Origin of the sequence: Sphingomonas sp. LT1P40 (genome assembly GCF_036663835.1) — a bacterium.
Taxonomy (GTDB): domain Bacteria; phylum Pseudomonadota; class Alphaproteobacteria; order Sphingomonadales; family Sphingomonadaceae; genus Sphingomonas.
The window spans coordinates 341,656-358,950 of sequence record NZ_JAXOJT010000002.1 but is presented as its reverse complement, the minus strand read 5'-3'; the positions used below and the strand labels follow the sequence as shown (position 1 = coordinate 358,950).

Annotated in this window: 20 protein-coding genes; 7 read left to right on the top strand and 13 right to left on the bottom strand. The window is 64.8% G+C overall.

Annotation, left to right across the window (positions count from 1 at the left end; translation table 11 throughout):
• Positions 1–12: 12 nt before the first annotated feature.
• The 4 genes from U1702_RS13105 to U1702_RS13090 all read right to left on the bottom strand — a co-directional run bounded on the left by U1702_RS13105 (position 13) and on the right by U1702_RS13090 (position 4,488).
• Positions 13–705, bottom strand: coding sequence for a 2OG-Fe(II) oxygenase (locus U1702_RS13105; protein WP_332725328.1), 693 nt, complete (start codon positions 703–705; stop codon positions 13–15).
• 62 nt (positions 706–767) lie between these two features.
• The gene (locus U1702_RS13100) at positions 768–1,871 is read right to left on the bottom strand and encodes a serine hydrolase (protein WP_332725326.1); all 1,104 of its coding nucleotides are present in this window, start codon (positions 1,869–1,871) and stop codon (positions 768–770) included.
• A gap of 117 nt (positions 1,872–1,988) precedes the next feature.
• Entirely contained in the window at positions 1,989–3,572 is a 1,584-nt protein-coding gene (gene nadB / locus U1702_RS13095) for an L-aspartate oxidase (protein WP_332725324.1), read from the bottom strand.
• On the bottom strand, positions 3,565–4,488 hold the full coding sequence (locus U1702_RS13090; protein WP_332725322.1) for an ABC transporter ATP-binding protein: 924 nt from the start codon (positions 4,486–4,488) through the stop codon (positions 3,565–3,567). Before U1702_RS13090 ends, nadB begins: the two co-directional genes overlap by 8 nt.
• 101 nt (positions 4,489–4,589) lie before the next feature.
• On the opposite strand from U1702_RS13090, the gene U1702_RS13085 reads away from it, so the two are divergent.
• Together U1702_RS13085 and tldD are read left to right on the top strand one after the other, a co-directional pair.
• The gene (locus U1702_RS13085) at positions 4,590–4,820 is read left to right on the top strand and encodes a zinc-finger domain-containing protein (protein WP_332725320.1); all 231 of its coding nucleotides are present in this window, start codon (positions 4,590–4,592) and stop codon (positions 4,818–4,820) included.
• Between the two features lie 19 nt (positions 4,821–4,839).
• Positions 4,840–6,261 carry a metalloprotease TldD gene (tldD, locus tag U1702_RS13080; RefSeq protein ID WP_332725318.1) on the top strand — a complete coding sequence of 474 codons (1,422 nt, stop codon included), beginning with the start codon at positions 4,840–4,842 and terminating at the stop codon, positions 6,259–6,261.
• Position 6,262: 1 nt separating this feature from the next.
• Here tldD and U1702_RS13075 read toward each other — a convergent pair whose 3' ends face one another.
• Positions 6,263–6,559: a CcdB family protein gene (locus U1702_RS13075; protein ID WP_332725316.1), complete on the bottom strand. Its 297-nt coding sequence runs from the start codon at positions 6,557–6,559 to the stop codon at positions 6,263–6,265.
• Entirely contained in the window at positions 6,559–6,804 is a 246-nt protein-coding gene (locus U1702_RS13070) for a type II toxin-antitoxin system CcdA family antitoxin (RefSeq protein ID WP_332725314.1), read from the bottom strand. Before U1702_RS13070 ends, U1702_RS13075 begins: the two co-directional genes overlap by 1 nt.
• 46 nt (positions 6,805–6,850) lie before the next feature.
• Here U1702_RS13070 and U1702_RS13065 point away from each other — a divergent pair, with 46 nt between their 5' ends.
• The 4 genes from U1702_RS13065 (at position 6,851) to U1702_RS13050 (ending at position 9,550) form a co-directional block, all read left to right on the top strand.
• Complete coding sequence (locus U1702_RS13065) at positions 6,851–7,402, top strand: pyridoxamine 5'-phosphate oxidase family protein (protein WP_332725312.1); 552 nt, start codon at positions 6,851–6,853, stop codon at positions 7,400–7,402.
• Entirely contained in the window at positions 7,402–7,605 is a 204-nt protein-coding gene (locus tag U1702_RS13060) for a putative signal transducing protein (protein WP_332725309.1), read from the top strand. Before U1702_RS13065 ends, U1702_RS13060 begins: the two co-directional genes overlap by 1 nt.
• Before the next feature lie 144 nt (positions 7,606–7,749).
• The gene (locus U1702_RS13055; protein ID WP_332725307.1) at positions 7,750–8,088 is read left to right on the top strand and encodes a P-II family nitrogen regulator; all 339 of its coding nucleotides are present in this window, start codon (positions 7,750–7,752) and stop codon (positions 8,086–8,088) included.
• Positions 8,089–8,101: 13 nt separating this feature from the next.
• Positions 8,102–9,550: an ammonium transporter gene (locus U1702_RS13050; protein ID WP_332725305.1), complete on the top strand. Its 1,449-nt coding sequence runs from the start codon at positions 8,102–8,104 to the stop codon at positions 9,548–9,550.
• 89 nt (positions 9,551–9,639) lie between these two features.
• Here U1702_RS13050 and U1702_RS13045 read toward each other — a convergent pair whose 3' ends face one another.
• The 6 genes from U1702_RS13045 to U1702_RS13020 are packed head-to-tail and all read right to left on the bottom strand — an operon-like array spanning position 9,640 to position 15,842.
• On the bottom strand, positions 9,640–11,217 hold the full coding sequence (locus U1702_RS13045) for a GMC family oxidoreductase (RefSeq protein WP_332725303.1): 1,578 nt from the start codon (positions 11,215–11,217) through the stop codon (positions 9,640–9,642).
• An 18-nt stretch (positions 11,218–11,235) separates the two neighbouring features.
• Positions 11,236–12,237, bottom strand: a complete 1,002-nt coding sequence (locus U1702_RS13040; RefSeq protein WP_332725301.1) for a sterol desaturase family protein — start codon at positions 12,235–12,237, stop codon at positions 11,236–11,238.
• Positions 12,238–12,294: 57 nt separating this feature from the next.
• The gene (locus tag U1702_RS13035) at positions 12,295–12,693 is read right to left on the bottom strand and encodes a hypothetical protein (protein ID WP_332725299.1); all 399 of its coding nucleotides are present in this window, start codon (positions 12,691–12,693) and stop codon (positions 12,295–12,297) included.
• A 10-nt stretch (positions 12,694–12,703) separates the two neighbouring features.
• On the bottom strand, positions 12,704–13,138 hold the full coding sequence (locus U1702_RS13030; protein ID WP_332725296.1) for a protein tyrosine phosphatase family protein: 435 nt from the start codon (positions 13,136–13,138) through the stop codon (positions 12,704–12,706).
• Positions 13,139–13,179: 41 nt separating this feature from the next.
• Positions 13,180–14,952, bottom strand: coding sequence for a DNA helicase RecQ (gene recQ / locus U1702_RS13025; protein WP_332725294.1), 1,773 nt, complete (start codon positions 14,950–14,952; stop codon positions 13,180–13,182).
• Entirely contained in the window at positions 14,949–15,842 is an 894-nt protein-coding gene (locus U1702_RS13020) for a hypothetical protein (RefSeq protein WP_332725292.1), read from the bottom strand. Before U1702_RS13020 ends, recQ begins: the two co-directional genes overlap by 4 nt.
• An 80-nt stretch (positions 15,843–15,922) precedes the next feature.
• Here U1702_RS13020 and U1702_RS13015 point away from each other — a divergent pair, with 80 nt between their 5' ends.
• Positions 15,923–16,198: a GNAT family N-acetyltransferase gene (locus U1702_RS13015; RefSeq protein WP_332725290.1), complete on the top strand. Its 276-nt coding sequence runs from the start codon at positions 15,923–15,925 to the stop codon at positions 16,196–16,198.
• On the opposite strand, the gene U1702_RS13010 is transcribed toward U1702_RS13015, so the two are convergent.
• Entirely contained in the window at positions 16,195–17,286 is a 1,092-nt protein-coding gene (locus U1702_RS13010) for an ATP phosphoribosyltransferase regulatory subunit (RefSeq protein WP_332725288.1), read from the bottom strand. The genes U1702_RS13015 and U1702_RS13010 overlap by 4 nt on opposite strands.
• Positions 17,287–17,295: the final 9 nt, after the last annotated feature.

Sequence of the window (17,295 nt, the reverse complement as noted above, 5' to 3'; positions counted from 1 at the left end):
CAGTGTCGCCACCTAAAGCGCGTCGTGGAAAATGATTCCCAATGTGTGCCGCTGCCCGCGCCGGATCGCGCTCACGCCATGCCGCATCGTCACCCGATAATCACCCCGGCCGCCGCGAACCGGCCGCTGGTTCACCGCAAACACGACCGCGTCACCCTGCACGAGCGGCACCACCGCCGCGCGCGACTGCATTCGCGGGCGCTGTTCGGTCAGCACCAGCTCGCCGCCCTCGAACCCCTCGGGTGCGGATAAAAGGATTGCCACCTGGAGCGGAAAAACGTGATCGCCATACAGGTCCTGATGCAGGCAATTATAGTCCCCGGGACCATAGCGAAGCAGCAATGGCGTCGGTCGATTCTGTCCGCCGACATGGCATTCGGTGAGGAAGCCGGCGTGGTTGCTCGGAAAGCGCCGTGCAATCCCCATGCGTTCATGCCAGCGGTTCGCTATTTCCGCGAGCCGGGGATAGAGCGCCGTCCGCAACGCCGAAACCAATGGCGGCAAGGGATAGCTGAAATAGCGATACTCGCCGCGCCCGAACCCGTGCCGCGCCATCGTCACCGTGCTGCGAAACGGCTCGGGCGTATCGTAAAGCGCGGTCAGTCCCGCACATTCGGATGGTGACAGAAGTTCGGGCAGCACCGCCCAGCCCTCGCGGTCGAGCGCGGCTTCGGCGGCGGGCCAGTGATAGCGGGCGGGCGTCATTGTCATACAGGCGCGTCTAATGTCGGGCGACGCGATCCGCTTCCCGAAGGTTGCGCCCGAACCTAGCGGTGGTTGGCGACCACGGAGGCGACTACGGCCTGCATCAGTTCCTGCCGCTCGCGGATCGGGCGCGGCGTATCGCCGATCATCACCGCGACCGAATAGGATTTGCCGTCGGGTGCCGTCAGAATGCCGACATCGTTATAGCCGGCCGTTCGCCCGCCCAGATCCTGGCCCGTCCCGGTCTTGTGCCCGAACGTCCAGCCGACGGGGACTGCGCCGCGCAGTCGCATCTTGCCGGTGCGCGATGCCTCCATCACCGTCATCAGCCAGCGGCCGGACGATGGCGACAGCAGCTCGCCCGCCTTCAGCCGCGCTAGTGCAAGTGCGATCGCCGACGGTGCCGCGCCATCGACCGGATCGGCGACATACGCGTCGAACGCCGCACGCCGCACGGTCGGCGGCAGTGCGGCCCGCGCGCGCTGAAACTCGCCTGCCATCGAATAGCGGGGCTGCCACGTCAGGCCGGCGGTTCCCGCCTGTAACAATTTCTCGCCGGGGCCGAAGCGGATTTCGCCGAGCTGCTTTTCGCGGATAAAGGCGCGCACCGCCTGTGGCCCGCCGACCAGGTTCATCAGGCGATCGTTGGCGGTATTGTCACTCGACTGCATCGCGCGCAGCAGCAATTCGCGCACCGTCGTCTGATAAACGCCGTTCTTGACCACCAAAGATGCGATCGGCTGATGGAACACGGTCAGATTGTCGCGCGTCACCGATACCGGATCGTCGAGCGTCAGGCGGCCGCGGTCGCGTGCGTCGAGCACGGTCATCGCAACCCATAATTTGCTCACGCTTTGCTGCGGCATGCGGCGGGCGCCATTGGCATCGACCTGCCAGCCCCATTCAAGGCTGCGCACCGAAATCCCCACCACGCCGCCGAAATTGCGCGCCAGCGAATTCACCGTCGCGCTCAGCGATGCCGGGGCAGGAAAGACGGGCAGCGGTTGCGGCGCAGGTGGAATTGCCATCCGATAGCTCGGTGCGGGCAAATTCGCGGGCAGGTCCTGGCCATGCACGCCGGCCCCGATCAACAGCGCGGGGGCAAGGCCACCCAAAGTGAGCGCCCGTTGTAAAATCGTGAACTCGATCATTGCGAAACCAGTCATTGCCCCTTGCCCAATGTGAACATGCTGTCGCACCGCCGCAAGTCTCAAGCCACTTTGGCCAAAGCTGCGACGAATGCCGGGATTATGACGGTAAAGCGTGAAGATTCCCCGAAAAAATCACGGAACAAGAATGGTGTCGATCGGTTGCGATGCCGTTTCGGGATAATCCAGCGTAAAATGCAGCCCCCGGCTTTCCTTGCGGTGCAGCGCGGAACGCACGATCAATTCGGCCGATTGCAGCAGGTTGCGCAACTCGATCAGGTCGGGGGTGACGCGGAAATGGCCGTAATAATCCGCGACTTCCTCGTTCAGCATCTTGATGCGGTGCGCCGCGCGTTCGAGCCGTTTGGTGGTCCGCACGATCCCGACATAATTCCACATGAAACGGCGGATTTCGGTCCAGTTCTGCTTGATGACGACTTCCTCGTCCGAATCCGCGACGCGGCTTTCGTCCCATGGCTGAATCGCCGGAGGCGCGGGCAGCGCGTCCCAGCTTGCCGCGATATGCTTCGCCGCTGCCTCTCCGAACACGAAACATTCCAGCAGCGAATTGCTCGCCAGCCGGTTCGCGCCGTGCAGCCCGCTCTCGGTGCATTCGCCCGCCGCATACAGACCGGGCAGGTCGGTGCGTCCGTCCAAATCGATGACGATACCGCCGCACGTATAATGTTGTGCCGGGACGACCGGAATCGGTCCGGTCGTCATGTCGATGCCCAGCGTCAACAGCTTCTCGTAGATGTTCGGGAAATGCCCTTTCACGAATTCGGGCGGCATATGGCTGATATCGAGATGGACATAGTCGAGTCCGTCGCGCTTGATCTCCGCGTCGATCGCGCGTGCCACGATGTCGCGGGGGGCCAGCTCCAGCCGGGCGTCGTAATCGGCCATGAAGCGCTTGCCCGTGCCGGGGTTGATCAGATGCCCGCCCTCGCCGCGCACCGCCTCGGTAATCAGGAAGTTCTTGATGTCGAGATTGTAGAGACAGGTCGGGTGGAACTGCATGAACTCCATATTGGCAACGCGGCATCCCGCGCGCCACGCCATGGCGATGCCGTCCCCGGTCGCCCCGCGCGGTGCGGTTGAGAACAGATAGGTGCGCCCCGCGCCCCCGGTCGCCAATATCGTCGCACGGGCGGTGAAGAGCTCGACCCGCCCGGTGACACGGTTGACGGCATAGACGCCCCACACATTGCCCGCGCCCGAATAGCGTTCTTCATGGCGGCTGGTCGCCAGGTCGATCGCCACGCGATCCGGCACCAAAGTGATGTTGGGATGCGCCGTCGCCGCACGGATCAGCGCTTCCTGCACGGCCCAGCCGGTGGCGTCGTCGACATGCACGATGCGCCGCGCGCTATGCCCGCCCTCACGCGTCAGATGCAGGCCTTCGCCATCGTCGTCCGCGTTGAACGGCACGCCCAGCTTCGCCAGTCGCTCGATTGCGGCCGGTGCATTCTCGACCACGAACTCCACCGTGGCGCGATCGTTCAGCCCCGCGCCCGCCACCATCGTGTCCTCGATATGGCTCTCGAACGTATCGCCCGGCTCCAGCACCGCCGCGATCCCACCCTGCGCCCAGGCGGTCGATCCCTCGTTCAGCTGCCCCTTGGCCAGCACGGTGACCTTGAACCGGTCGGCCAGGTTGAGCGCTGCGGTCAGCCCAGCTGCGCCGGAACCGATGATGAGGACGTCGCTTTCAGCCATTGGACGCCCGCGTCAGGCTCAGGAACACGTCCTCCAGATCGGCTTCGCGGGTCGAGACATCGATGATCCCGAACCCCGCCGCCTGTACCGCGCCCAGCACTTCGCCGGCATTGGCCTTGTCCTTGGCATAGGTGATGAGCAGCGTGCGCTCACCCTTCGCTTCAATCTTCAGAAAGCAGCCATTGTCGGGGAGGGCGTCGATATCCCGGTCCACCACCACCTCGACCGCCTTTTCCTGAGTCTTGTTGACCAGCGCGCGCGTCGGCTCGTTGGCGATCACGCGACCGTGGTTGATGATCGCGATGCGATCGCACAGCTGTTCGGCTTCCTCCAGATAATGGGTGGTCAGCACCACCGTCACGCCGCGCTCGTTCAAGCTGCGGACATAGGCCCAGAGCTGCTGGCGAAGTTCGATATCGACGCCCGCGGTTGGCTCGTCGAGCACGAGCACCGGCGGCGAATGCACCATCGCCTTTGCCACCATCAGCCGCCGTTTCATGCCCCCGGACAAAGTACGCGAATAGGCGTTGGCCTTGTCCTCAAGATGTACCGCGCGCAGCAACTCCATCGAGCGCCGCTCCCCCTTGGGTACGCCGTACAGGCCGGCCTGGATCTCCAGCGTCTCGACCGGCGTGAAGAACGGGTCGAACAGGATTTCCTGATTGACGATGCCGATCGCGCGCTTGGCGTTGCGCGGATGCTGGTCGATATCGAACCCCCACACGCGTGCCGTACCGCCGGTCTTGTTCACAAGACCCGCCAATATGTTGATGAGCGTCGATTTGCCCGCGCCATTCGGCCCCAACAGCCCGAAAATCGTTCCGCGCGCGACATCGAAACTGACATCGTCCAGCGCCTGCTTTCCCCCCGCATAGGTTTTGGAAAGCCCCTGAATTTCGATCGCCGCGTCGCTCATGCCAGCGGAATTGGAACTGCGCGCGTGGATTGGCAAGTGAAACCCGATTGCGAACATCTGGCGCATTGCCGCAACGGCGCCGCTTTGCTAACCGCGTGCCCATGATCGCGCCACCCGAAACCACCCGCGTCTCGCACGCCCGTGTCGCCTGTGACGGCGCGCATGCCGGCATCGCAGCCTCGCTTGGCCATCCGCGCGTGTTTCTGCAAATCGACGAGCATGGCTATGTCGATTGCGGCTATTGCGACCGCCGCTTCGTGCTGATCGGCGGCGCGGCGGATGGCGCGGATCAGAGCGAACTGCCTGACATATCGTCTGGCGCCAGCGTTTAGGCTGCCTATATTCGCTGGCATGTACAGCGATCCTCGTGGCTTCCTCTATCGCGACGGCTTCGATGCCGACGCCGCCCTCCGCCTCACCGCCGACGCCCTCGCGCGTGCCGATGACGGCGAGCTTTATTTGCAATATCGCAAGTCCGAGGCGTTCGGCTTCGACGATGGACGGCTGAAGACGGCGTCCTACAACACGGATTCGGGCTTCGGCCTGCGCGCGGTGGCGGGCGAGACGACCGCCTTTGCCCATGCCAACGACATTAGCGCCGCCGCGATTCAGCGCGCGGCACAGACGATGGCGCTGATCGACCCCACCGCATCGCCGCGCGCCGCGCCGCCGACAAAGACCAACCGCCACCTCTACACCGATGCCGACCCGCTCGACCTGGTTCCTTTCGCCGACAAGGTGAATTTGTGCCAGACGATCGACGCCGCCGCCCGCGCCCGCGATCCGCGCGTGGTGCAGGTGTCGGTCAGCCTGCTCGGATCGTGGAGCGTGGTCGAAATCGTCCGCCCGGACGGTTTCATCGCCACCGATATCCGCCCGCTGGTGCGGCTCAATGTCTCGATCGTCGTCGAAACCAACGGCCGCCGTGAAACCGGGACCTATGGCACCGGCGGTCGCGCGCTGTATGACCGGCTGCTTCAGCCCGAAACCTGGAACGGTGCGATCGACGAAGCGCTGGCACAGGCGCTGGTCAATCTCGACGCCGTCGATGCACCGGCGGGTGAAATGACCGTGCTGCTCGGCCCGGGCTGGCCCGGCATCCTGCTCCATGAAGCAATCGGCCACGGGCTGGAGGGCGATTTCAACCGAAAGGGCACGTCCGCTTTCTCCGGTCGCATCGGCGAGCGCGTTGCCGCCCCCGGCGTTACGGTGGTGGACGACGGGTCGATCCTCGACCGGCGCGGCTCGCTGTCAATCGATGACGAGGGTACGCCGACGCGCGAAACCGTGCTGATCGAGGACGGCATCCTGCGCGGCTATATGCAGGATCGCCTCAACGCCCGGCTGATGGGGGTCGAGCCGACCGGTAATGGCCGCCGGGAAAGTTTCCAGCACGCGCCGATGCCACGCATGACCAACACCTTCATGAAGGGGGGCGCGGACGATCCCGCCGAGCTGCTTGCCCGCGTAAAAAAGGGCATCTTCGCTAAATCCTTCGGCGGCGGTCAGGTCGATATAGTCTCCGGCAAATTCGTCTTCTCCTGCACCGAAGCCTACCGGATCGAGGATGGCAAGATCGGTGCCCCGATCAAGGGCGCGACGCTGATTGGCGATGGCCCGACCTGCCTCACCAAAGTCACCGGCATCGGCAACGACTTCGCCCTCGACGAGGGCATCGGCATGTGCGGCAAGGGCGGGCAGAGCGTGCCGGCCGGCGTGGGCCAGCCCACCTTGCTGGTGGAGGGACTGACGGTGGGCGGGACGGCGGCTTAGCCTAAACGCCGGTTAGCAGCCGATCGAATGCACCCACAATAATGTGATGCTCGCTGGCCAGCGACGCAATTGCCTTTCCGAGCTCGTTCGTGGGCACGGTGGCCACCAGATGCGTCGCAAGTAGATGGTCCTGCCCGTGTATATCGAACACCGGGTGTAAGCGGTCGCGCGCGGCGGGCGCGGTGTCCACTGGAATAAGCGGTACAACGATCCGTGTGCGTAGATGGGCCAGCGAACCGTTTTGGCAGTCGAGCAAAAGGCCCGCGCCATGCGTGCGATGCACGTCGAATTGCGCCATCAGAACTGGCGATATCGGGCGAGCGGCAGGCCATGTTCATCGACCCAGGCATTCCACGTTTCTGCCCAGTCGCGATTATCTTCCGCCCACTTTCGATCACGCTCGGCTTTGGCCGCGTCGCGAATTGCTCTCTCGCTGACTTGGGAAAGGTTGATTCCAGCCTCACGCGCTGCTGCCACAATCCCGGTATCGATTGAAAGGTTCACCGGTTTTCGCTTGCCCGAGAAGATGCTATCCTGTTTCATGCGCTAAGCCTATGCGCATGAACCATGCGCGTCAATGGAGCGCATCATGGCCGAATTCTTCGACGCCCTCACCGACGATCACCGCGCGTTCATCGCGAAACAGCCGGTGTTCTTCGTCGCCACCGCCGCCCCGGACGCGCGCGTCAACCTCAGTCCAAAGGGGATGGACAGTTTCCGTGTACTCGATGACCGCACCATCGCCTATCTCGACGTCGCGGGATCGGGCAATGAGACCAACGCGCATCTCATCGCCGACGGGCGTATCACGATCATGTTCTGTGCGTTCGACAGTCCGGCGCTGATTTTTCGCATCTACGGGCGGGGCCGCCCGGTGCTGCCGCAGGATGCTGAATGGGATGCACTCGCCGCACATTTCACATTGCTGCCCGGCACGCGCCAAATCTTCGTGATCGATCTCGACGCCGTGCAAACCTCGTGCGGCTGGGGCGTCCCTTATATGAGCTTCGAGCGCGAGCGTGAGACGCTCAGCAAATATCATATCAAGCAGACCGATGCCGAACGCTTCGGCAAATACGCCATCCGCACGACCAGCATCGACGGCCTCCCCGTGCGCAATCCCCAGCGCACAACCGCCTGATGGCGCTGGTCGAACTTGGCCGCTATTCGCCACCGGAGGCGCATATGGTGATCGGATTGCTGGAGGCGGAGGGGATCATGGCCTTCGCCTTCGACGCCGGGTCCAGCGTGGTTGAGGGCAGTCTGGCCATGCTGATCCCGGTTCGCGTCATGGTCGACGACGAAGATCTGCACCTTGCGCGGGCAGTGATGCCAACAGCCTAAAAAACAGGCAGCCATTCGCACCTGCACAATTTTTTACCTTTCGGTAACGAACGTCTGCCGGCGACTCTGGCAGAATCCCCACGATTTCGACTCTGGCACGCCCTTTGCTGATTGGCCTTCCGGGTCAAAAGAGAAGGGGGCGCAATGAAACTCGTCATCGCCATCATCAAGCCGTTCAAGCTTGATGACGTCCGGGAAGCACTCACCGAACTGGGTGTCGCGGGCATGACCGTTACCGAGGTCAAAGGGTTCGGAAGGCAGAAAGGCCAGACCGAAATCTACCGCGGAGCGGAATACAGCACCAACATGGTGCCGAAAATCAAGATCGAGGTGGTCTGCGCGAGCGATCTCGCGGGCCGTGTGGTCGAGGCGGTTCAGGCCGCGGCCAACACCGGTGCGATCGGCGACGGCAAGATCTTCGTGCTCGACGTCGGTCAGGCGGTGCGCATCCGCACCGGCGAAACCGATCAGACCGCGCTGTAACAGGGGGTAAGCCATGAAAACTGCTTTGAAACTAGCCGCCGGTGCGGGAGCTGCGATGTTCGCGGCGATCCCCGCCTGGGCGCAAAACGCCACGGAAGCCGTGGCCGAGGCGGCCCCTGCGGCCGCGACCGCCGCCTTCGTCCCGACCGCAGAGATGGTCAACAAAGGCGATGTCGCCTGGATGCTGGTCGCATCCGCACTGGTGCTGATGATGTCGGTGCCCGCGCTGGCGCTGTTCTATGGCGGCCTGGTCCGCACGAAGAACATGCTGTCGGTGCTGATGCAGGTGCTGACGATCGTCTGCGTGGCCGCACTCGTGTGGTTCGCCTGGGGCTATTCGATGGCCTTCACCTCGACCGGCACGCCATTCCCGAAACTGTTCGGCGGTCTGGACAAGGCGTTTCTGATGGGCGTCGATCCGACGACCTTCGCCGCAACCTTCTCCAATGGCGTCTATCTGCCGGAATATGTCTTCGTGATCTTCCAGATGACCTTTGCCTGCATCACGCCGGCGCTGATCGTCGGGGCGTTTGCCGAGCGCGTGAAGTTCACGCCGCTGATCATCTTCGTGGTCGCATGGCTGACGCTCGCCTATTTCCCGCTCGCACACATGGTCTGGTACTGGGCTGGCCCGGACTTCCTTCACGCCGCACCCGATGACACGGGTCTGTTGTGGGGCTGGGGCGCGCTCGACTTTGCCGGCGGCACAGTCGTACACATCAATGCCGGCATCGCCGGTCTGGTCGGCTGCCTCGTGATCGGTCCACGCCTTGGCTACAAGTCGGAGCCGATGCCGCCTCACTCGCTGGTGATGACCATGATCGGCGCATCCTTGCTGTGGATCGGCTGGTTCGGTTTTAACGCGGGTTCGGGTCTCGAAGCCAACGCGTTCGGCGCACTCGCCTTCATCAACACGCTGACGGCAACCGCTGCGGCGGGTGCGACATGGGCGATCATCGAACAGATCGTTCACAAAAAGCCGTCGCTGCTTGGCGCGGCATCGGGTGTCGTCGCCGGTCTGGTGGCGATCACCCCGGCGGCGGGCTTTGCCCATCCCGGCACCGCGATCCTGCTGGGTGCTGTCGCCTCGCTGGTTTGCTTCCTGTTCGTCACCACGGTGAAGAATGCGTTGAAATATGACGACACGCTCGACGTGTTCGGCATCCATGCGGTCGGCGGCATCATCGGCGCGATCGGCACCGGCATCGTCGCCAACCCGGCGTTCGGCGGTCAGGGTTGGATCGACTATACCGCACCGGTCGCCAAGGCGGGCGAATATGACATGGTCGCACAGGTCATCACCCAGCTTTGGGCGGTGGGCGTAACCGTCGCCTGGACCGGCGTGGTCAGCCTCGTCCTGTTCCTCGTGCTCAAATACACGATCGGCCTTCGCCCGACCGCTGAAGTCGAGACCGATGGCCTCGACATCAACGAGCATGGCGAACGCGCCTACAACTATTGAGAGATCGGGGCCGCGTTCCGGCGCGGCCCCTCACGTCGTTCCTCCTGCGGACGACTGGGCCGGTGGTTCGCCACCGGCCCTTTTTTTGTTCAGCGAAGGTCAGCCTTCACGAAATCGGCACAGCGTTCGCCGATCATGATGCTCGGCGCGTTGGTGTTCCCGCCAATAAGACGCGGCATCACCGAGGCATCGGCAACGTACAGCCCCTCCACCCCCCGCACACGCAGTTGCGGGTCGCACACCGCCCCGGCATCGCTGCCCATCCGCGCGGTGCCGACCGGGTGATAGATTGTGTCCGACCGCGCCCGGATCAGCCGCTCCAGCGCGGCATCGTCCTGGATATCGATCGGATAGCGATCGCGCCCGCCAAATCGCTTCAGCGGTTCGGCGTCGAGGATGCGGTACATTTCCCGCACGCCCTTCATCAGCAGATCGACATCGCGCCGGTCGCTCAGAAAACCGGGGTCGATCAGCGGTGCCGCGCGCGGATCGATCGACTGCAGCCGCACCGTTCCCCGGCTCTCCGGCCGCAGCACACAGGCGTGACAGCTGAACCCGTGCGCCTTTACCTTTGCCCGGCCATGATCCTCGACGATCGCGATCAGGAAATGGAGCTGGATGTCGGGCGCGGACAGCAACGGATCGGTCTTCAGAAACGCCCCCGCCTCGGCAAAGGGCGACGTCATCTGACCCGAACGCGACCGGAACCAGCGCCACATCGCGCCCATCCCGCTCAGCGATCCGCGCAGCGACCGGCCCAGGAACAGATTGCCCGGAGTCTCGAACGCCGCAACATAATCGAGATGGTCCTGTAAATTGCCGCCGACTTCAGGCGCGTCGACCCGCACCGGAATCCCCAACTCGGCCAGATGTGCACGCGGTCCGATGCCCGACAGCATCAGCGTCTGCGGCGTGCCGAACACCCCGCCAGCCATCACCACGGCGCGTCGTGCCCGGATCATTCGCGTCTGCCCGCCGCGCGCATAGGCGACGCCCCATACGCGCCCTTCCTCGAACAACACGCGCTCGACCGTCGCGTCGCAAATGATGTTGAGGTTGGGCCGTTCGGTCAGGTAACCGCGCGCCGCGGTCCAGCGCTCGCCATCCTTCTGCGTCACCTGATACAGGCCAGCGCCTTCCTGACGCGCGCCGTTGAAATCGTCGTTGCGCGGGATTTGCAGCGATGCGGCGGCGTCGATGAACGCCCTCGACCCGGCATGCGCGAACCCCTGATCGCCGACATGCAATGGCCCATCGCCGCCATGCCAGCCGTCGGCACCGCGTTCGTTCGCCTCGCTGCGCTTGAACACCGGCAGCACATCGTCCCAGCCCCAACCGGTGCAACCCAAAGCCGCCCAATTGTCGTAATCCCATGGATGTCCGCGCACATAGAGCATGGCGTTGATCGCGCTCGACCCGCCCAGTCCCTTCCCCCGTGGCTGATAGCCACGCCGCCCGTTCAACCCCGGCTGCGGCACGGTCTCATACGCCCAGTTGGTCGCCGGCGTCTGCATCGCCATCGCGCCGGGCATCAGCGTGCGCCAGCCGGTATTACGCCCCCCGGCCTCGATCACCGCGACGCTATATTTACCGTCCTCGCTCAGGCGGCCTGCGGCGGCGCTGCCTCCGGACCCGGCTCCGATGACGACGATATCGGCTTCTTGCATTTGTTCTCGAGCCTTCGGCTAGACGGTGCCGGCCCGCTCCCCCACCCGGCCACCCATCGAGTGTACCGTGTGGGTGGCCGGGTAGGGGACCGGGCCGGCACCGTCGTCCGCGTGAGCGGACGCTTGCCGACGCAAGTCTTCCCGCGCCGCCCAGCGCGCCTTGATGGTTTCCGATGTATCGCGGCTGCCGTCGTGGCTCCACCCGGGCGGCGCGAACATATAGCCAAGGCGAGCGTGCCAGTTCGGGGCGGTCCATACGTCCTTCGCGATTCCCCACCATTCGTGGAACGCCGCGCGGATCAGGTTGAAGTCGGGGAGGTTGTGGACGATCCCGTAGCGCGGCCGCTCATCGTCGCGCTCCGGCTCATAGGTGCCGAACATCCGGTCCCAGATGATGAACACCCCCGCATAATTCTTGTCGAGATAACGCGGGTTGGTGGCGTGGTGGACGCGGTGGTGCGACGGCGTGTTCATCACCGCCTCGAACCAGCGCGGCATACGACCGATCACTTCGGTGTGGATCCAGAACTGATAGACCAGGTTCACCCCTGCGACGAAGAACACCATCGCCGGCGGAAAGCCGATCAGAAACAGCGGGAGGCGAAACAGGAACGACACGCTAAAGAACCCGGTCCAGGTCTGCCTGAGCGCGGTCGACAGATTATAATGCTGGCTGGAATGATGGATGACATGGCTCGCCCAGAACCACCGCACCCGGTGCGCCGATCGGTGGAAGGCGTAATAGGCCAGATCGTCGATCACGAACGCGACCACGAACCAGTACCAGGCGTAGCCGATGTCGAAGAGGCGGAACTGGTGCACCCACACCGCCAGCGCAAAGATCGCACCGCCCGCCAGCACGCCTGCGATGGTGCTGCCAAAGCCGAGCATCAGCGACGTCAGCGTATCGCGCGGACAGTACCGGCTGCGATCCTTCAATCGCGCGACCACCATCTCCGCCAGCACGAGCAGGACGAAGGCGGGGACCGCAAGATCGACGGGATCGGGCAGATTGGGCATCGCGTTCCTTACACGCGTGTTAATAAGCGCGTCTGTGTGGCAAGTGCAATGGGGCGTTCAGCCGTCCAGCGCCGCCGCGAATGCCCGAGCCTCCTCCGCATCCGCCACCGTAATGCGGAATAGCTCCCCCGTACCCGTTTGCAGCGTGATCGCGGCACCAGCGTCCCCGTGCGTCACCGACAGGAGCGTCGCACCGTCGATCCGCCGCGCCCGGAACCGCGCACCCATCGGCTCGATCAGTACCAGTTCGCCCGCATCGCCCGCGACGGCGGCCAGTCCGCCGCTCGCCGAAACCACGCCCGCTTGCCCGACGAACCCGCTCACCAGTGCCTCGGCCAGCGCGACCGCATCGTCGCCCGTTTTCAGTTGCTGTGTCCCGCCCAGCCGTAACGCCCAGGCGATTCCCGCCAGCGTCAACACTGCCGCCAGCGATCCCGCAGCAAGCATCCAGTTCATGCCAGAAAGCTCACGTCCGTCCTGAAAGCGTATCCAGCATCGCGCGAATTCCGTTCAGATCATAGCCCGCGCCCGCCGCCTGCTCGATCAGTTCGACCGGATCGGTACCCCCGCTCGCCTCCGCCAGTGCCCATAAATTCGCCGATCGCGTGCCCGACCGGCAATAGGCCAGCACGGGACCATCTGCCGCATCCAGCGCGTTGCGCATCGCCTCGACCTGAGTCGCGGCGAAGCCGGCATGCGTCACCGGAATCGCGTGATAGGACAGGCCCAGCGTCTCGGCCACCGCGCGCACCGCTTCACCCTCGGGCTGGCCGGATTCCTCGTCGTCGGGCCGGTTGTTGACGATTGCCACGAACCCCGCCCGCGCCAGTTCGGTCACATCCGCCGGATCGATTTGCGGGGCGACCGAAATCTGGTCGTTGATACGGCGGATGTTGGCCATGAACCTCTCCTGTGGCACCGGTTCAGCCCAGCCGAACGCAACTACGGCGCTTCGCGTATCACCTGAAGGAAAGCATCGCCATAGGCATCTAGCTTGCGTTCGCCGACGCCGGTGAACGTGGCCAGCGTCGCGCGGTCGCGCGGTCGCCGCGACGCCATTTCGCGCAACACCGAATCGTGAAAGATCACATAGGGCGGGACGCTTGCCGTTTCCGCCAGTTCACGGCGCTTGGCGCGCAACGCCTCGAACAGCGGCGCATCCTCGCTCGCCATCTCGACAGCCGGACCGCCGCGCCGCTTGCGCCCGCGTTCCGGCTCGCTGGCCAGCACGACCTCAACCCTGGCCTCGCCGCGCAAAATCTCGCGCGCATTGCCCCCCAGCGCCAGCCCGCCATGCTCGTTCGGCACCAGCACGCCGCGCGCCTGTAACGCCCGCGCCACCGGCTTGACCAGCGCCATATCCTCCGGGTCCGCGATGCCGAACACGGTCAGCCGGTCATGGCCCCATTTCAGGATGCGCTCGTCGCTCGCCCCGCTCAGCACCTTTTCGAGATGCCCGACGCCGAAGCGTTGTCCGGTGCGATAGACCGCGGACAGCAATTTGCGCGCAGTCTCGGTCGCGTCGCGCACCCCCGGCGCGTTCAGGCAATTGTCGCAATTGCCGCATTTGTCCGGCGGCGTTTCCCCAAAATAGCGCAACAGCACCGCGCGCCGACACTCCGCCGTCTCGACCAGTCCGGCCAGCGCGTCGAGCCGCGTCCGCTCCGCCGCGCGCCGCCCCTCCGGCATCTCCATCAGCCATTCGCGCGCGCGCGTGAAATCGCCGGGTGCCCAGAACAGGTGTGCCACCGCCGGATCGCCATCGCGCCCCGCACGCCCGCTTTCCTGATAATAACCCTCGATCGACTTCGGCAGGCCGGCATGCGCGACAAAGCGCACGTCGGGCTTGTCGATCCCCATCCCGAACGCAATTGTCGCGACCATCACCATATCTTCGGACCGCACGAACTCGGCCTGCGCGCGCTTGCGCTGATCGGGGGCCATGCCCGCGTGGTAAAAGCGCGTCTGCCGCCCGGTTCCGGCCAGCGCCGCTGCCAGCTTCTCGGTGCGGTCGCGTGAGGTCGCATACACGATCCCGGCCCCCGGCGTGCGCTTGACCAAAGACGCGATCGCCGATCCTTTGGAGGCGGTATTGGTGATCGCGTAGCGGATATTGGGCCGGTCGAACCCGGCGATGATCATCCCGTCGTCGGGAATACCCAGCTGTTCGAGGATATCGGCGCGGGTATGCGCGTCGGCGGTGGCGGTCAGCGCCAGCCGGGGCAGATCGGGGAACGCGTCGAGCAGCGGGCGCAGCAGCCGATAATCGGGCCTGAAGTCATGACCCCACTCGCTCACGCAATGCGCTTCGTCGATGGCGAACATCGACAGCGGTGCCTGACGCAGCAGGTTGCGAAACCCCTCGTTCGACGCCCGTTCCGGCGCAACGTAAAGCAGGTCGAGCTCGCCCGCCCTGAACCGCGATATCGTCTCGTCGCGATTATCGTCGGCGCTGGTCAGTGTCGCGGCGCGGATACCCACCGCCTCCGCCGCGCGCAGCTGATCGTGCATCAGCGCGATCAACGGGGAAACGACCAGACACGTCCCCTCCAGCATCACCGACGGGAGCTGATAGGTCAGCGACTTGCCCGCGCCGGTCGGCATCACCGCCAGCGTGCGCTGTCCGGCGAGCACGCGCGTTACGACGTCACGCTGGACGCCACGAAAATCAGGAAAGCCGAAAGTGGTACGAAGAACGTCTTGCGGGTCACTCATGCGGGCGGCGTATAGCCCAGTTCCGCCAGATATGCGCGCAAACCGGCGGCATAATCGGGATATTCGATCAGCTGGCCGTCGGGGCATGCGCCGTTCTCGGGATCGCGCGCGACCTTGCACTTGTCCGGCCAGATTTTCGGCTCGGTACGGATTTCCTTGAGGATGACCGGCATTGCCGCCTCCAACTGACCCAGCCGCGCCGCGTTCGCCGCCCATGCCGCGCAGGCGCCGTTCGGATATTCCTCCTTGATGCAGCCTTTGCGCGTTTCCGCCGCCGCCTTCTCGAATATCTTGCGAAAGCGCGGGTCGGCGGAAACATCGACCTTTGCGCCGTCGATCACGTTCAGCACCATCGGCGGCGCGACGCTCCCGGCATAGCTCTCGAACGCATAAAGGAAGCGGTCGTCGCTCACCACGAAGTCCAGCGTCCCGTCCTTGTCGATATCCTTTGGCCAGCCGATCTCGGCCCCGTCATAGGCACCCAGTTCGACGACCTTCAGCCCGTCCGCACCCGGCACCACCGCGCGCATCTCCTGACAGCAATGCATGCCCCCGCTATAGGTCTGCACGAATGCCGCGACCGGTCCGCCTTTCGACAATGGTCCGAGCATCAGGATATTCTGCATCGGCGAGCCGTCAAGCGTGACCGATTTGCCGTCCGCTGCGGTGATGACGAGCTTGGGCTCCATATGCCCCTCCTCGCAATCTTCGCCCAGCGGCGCGCATTGCACCCGGTCGAACATCGCCGTCATGCCGCCCAGCCGATAGACTTTGCGGCCCTCTCCCATCGACCATTCGATCCGCTCGCCGGCGCGCACCAGCTTGACCGGCTGACGCGCGGCACCCAGCATCACGAACAGCAGCAATAGGCTCAGCAATCGGATCGTCACGGCGTTGCCCTCCAGTGCTATCGCGCTACCATTGCGCCCAAGGGGCAGCAATCGAGGGACGACAGATGGATTCTGACAGCGTGACCGATAACCGGAGCCGTAGCCGCTACGAACTCGTGGTCGATGGCCACACCGCCTTTGCCGCCTATACGATCGACGGTGACGTCATGACCTTCACCCATACCATCGTCCCGCCCGCGCTGGAGGGACGGGGCATCGCCAGCCGTCTGATCCTGCATGCGCTGACCGATGTACGGGCACGCGGCATGACGCTGATCGCAAAATGTTCGTTCGTCGCCGCCTATATCCGCAAGCACCCGGAGTGGGCGGACTTGCTGGCCGAACCGCTGGATTAGAGCGCGACCGGCTTCCCGTCGATCAACTGGTGCGTGCACAATTGCGCCGCCGCGCTGTCGTCGGCATCCAGCGCAGCGACCGCAGCCCAGCCTTCACGGCGCAGCGCCGCCGCCTTGGCGGCATTGGTCCCCACGGGCAGGAACACACGCCGCCGGTCGCCGTTGGTCAGCCCCGCGTCGAGGATCGAATCGGCGAACAGCGAGAATCCGACCGCAGGCTCCTCGCCGTCCGCGCCGATCACGGAATAGCTGCCGCCGCGCCCGATCTCGCCGCGCACCCCTTGCGCGAACAGCGAGAAGCCGATCCAGCTTTGATATTCGAAGCCGTGGCGCTCGGTCGGGTCGAGCGTCAGCGCGACCTTGCCCGATACCGCTTCGGCAACGGCGGCCAGCCCGTCGAGGCGGGACGCCAGCACGCCGTTACGGTCATGCGCACGCAACCGCTCGATGGCCGTCTCAAACGGACCCGCCGCTTCGATCAACGGCAGGAATGCCGGATCGATCGCCGCCACGCCTGCCGCATCCTTCGCATCCAGCCGGTCGCGCAACCGCATCAGCGCATCGGCTGCCATATCGGGTGCCAACTGCTCGATCAGGTCGGGCAAGGTGAAATCGAGCGCGAGCCCGGTGACGCCCGCCGCCTCGAGCGCCTCGACCGCAACGGTCACGATCTCACGCGCCGCCGCCACACTGTCGCGCCCGATCAACTCGCAACCGATCTGCCGCATCGCACGCTCGGGCCGTAACTCGCTGGCGCGCAGTTTCAGCACTTGCCCGGCATAGGATAGCCGCACGGGGCGCGGGTGGTGCGCCATCCGCGTCGCCGCAATTCGCCCGACCTGCGCGGTGATATCGGGCCGAATCGCCAGCGTGCGGCGCGACACCGGATCGGTAAAGCGCACCGCATCCTTCGCACTCGCCGCCTTCAGCCGCGCACCCAGCGAATCCTCGAACTCGGCGAGGGGCGGATCGACCTGCTCATAACCATAGGCCCGCGCGACATCGAGCACACGCCGCTCCAGCGCCGCAGCCGCGTCGGCATGGGGCGGGAGGCGGTCATGAAAGCCCTCGGGAAGAAGTCCGTTCATCCCCGCTCC

What these genes read in the sequence shown, in the direction of transcription:
- U1702_RS13035 (WP_332725299.1), bottom strand. Translation starts at nt 12,693, where the DNA reads ATGAACTGGATGCTTGCTGCGGGATCGCTGGCGGCAGTGTTGACGCTG.
- recQ (WP_332725294.1), bottom strand. Translation starts at nt 14,952, where the DNA reads ATGAGTGACCCGCAAGACGTTCTTCGTACCACTTTCGGCTTTCCTGAT.
- U1702_RS13085 (WP_332725320.1), top strand. Translation starts at nt 4,590, where the DNA reads ATGATCGCGCCACCCGAAACCACCCGCGTCTCGCACGCCCGTGTCGCC.
- U1702_RS13050 (WP_332725305.1), top strand. Translation starts at nt 8,102, where the DNA reads ATGAAAACTGCTTTGAAACTAGCCGCCGGTGCGGGAGCTGCGATGTTC.
- U1702_RS13030 (WP_332725296.1), bottom strand. Translation starts at nt 13,138, where the DNA reads ATGGCCAACATCCGCCGTATCAACGACCAGATTTCGGTCGCCCCGCAA.
- tldD (WP_332725318.1), top strand. Translation starts at nt 4,840, where the DNA reads ATGTACAGCGATCCTCGTGGCTTCCTCTATCGCGACGGCTTCGATGCC.
- U1702_RS13045 (WP_332725303.1), bottom strand. Translation starts at nt 11,217, where the DNA reads ATGCAAGAAGCCGATATCGTCGTCATCGGAGCCGGGTCCGGAGGCAGC.
- U1702_RS13070 (WP_332725314.1), bottom strand. Translation starts at nt 6,804, where the DNA reads ATGAAACAGGATAGCATCTTCTCGGGCAAGCGAAAACCGGTGAACCTT.
- U1702_RS13010 (WP_332725288.1), bottom strand. Translation starts at nt 17,286, where the DNA reads ATGAACGGACTTCTTCCCGAGGGCTTTCATGACCGCCTCCCGCCCCAT.
- nadB (WP_332725324.1), bottom strand. Translation starts at nt 3,572, where the DNA reads ATGGCTGAAAGCGACGTCCTCATCATCGGTTCCGGCGCAGCTGGGCTG.
- U1702_RS13105 (WP_332725328.1), bottom strand. Translation starts at nt 705, where the DNA reads ATGACGCCCGCCCGCTATCACTGGCCCGCCGCCGAAGCCGCGCTCGAC.
- U1702_RS13075 (WP_332725316.1), bottom strand. Translation starts at nt 6,559, where the DNA reads ATGGCGCAATTCGACGTGCATCGCACGCATGGCGCGGGCCTTTTGCTC.
- U1702_RS13040 (WP_332725301.1), bottom strand. Translation starts at nt 12,237, where the DNA reads ATGCCCAATCTGCCCGATCCCGTCGATCTTGCGGTCCCCGCCTTCGTC.
- U1702_RS13090 (WP_332725322.1), bottom strand. Translation starts at nt 4,488, where the DNA reads ATGAGCGACGCGGCGATCGAAATTCAGGGGCTTTCCAAAACCTATGCG.
- U1702_RS13060 (WP_332725309.1), top strand. Translation starts at nt 7,402, where the DNA reads ATGGCGCTGGTCGAACTTGGCCGCTATTCGCCACCGGAGGCGCATATG.
- U1702_RS13055 (WP_332725307.1), top strand. Translation starts at nt 7,750, where the DNA reads ATGAAACTCGTCATCGCCATCATCAAGCCGTTCAAGCTTGATGACGTC.
- U1702_RS13065 (WP_332725312.1), top strand. Translation starts at nt 6,851, where the DNA reads ATGGCCGAATTCTTCGACGCCCTCACCGACGATCACCGCGCGTTCATC.
- U1702_RS13100 (WP_332725326.1), bottom strand. Translation starts at nt 1,871, where the DNA reads ATGACTGGTTTCGCAATGATCGAGTTCACGATTTTACAACGGGCGCTC.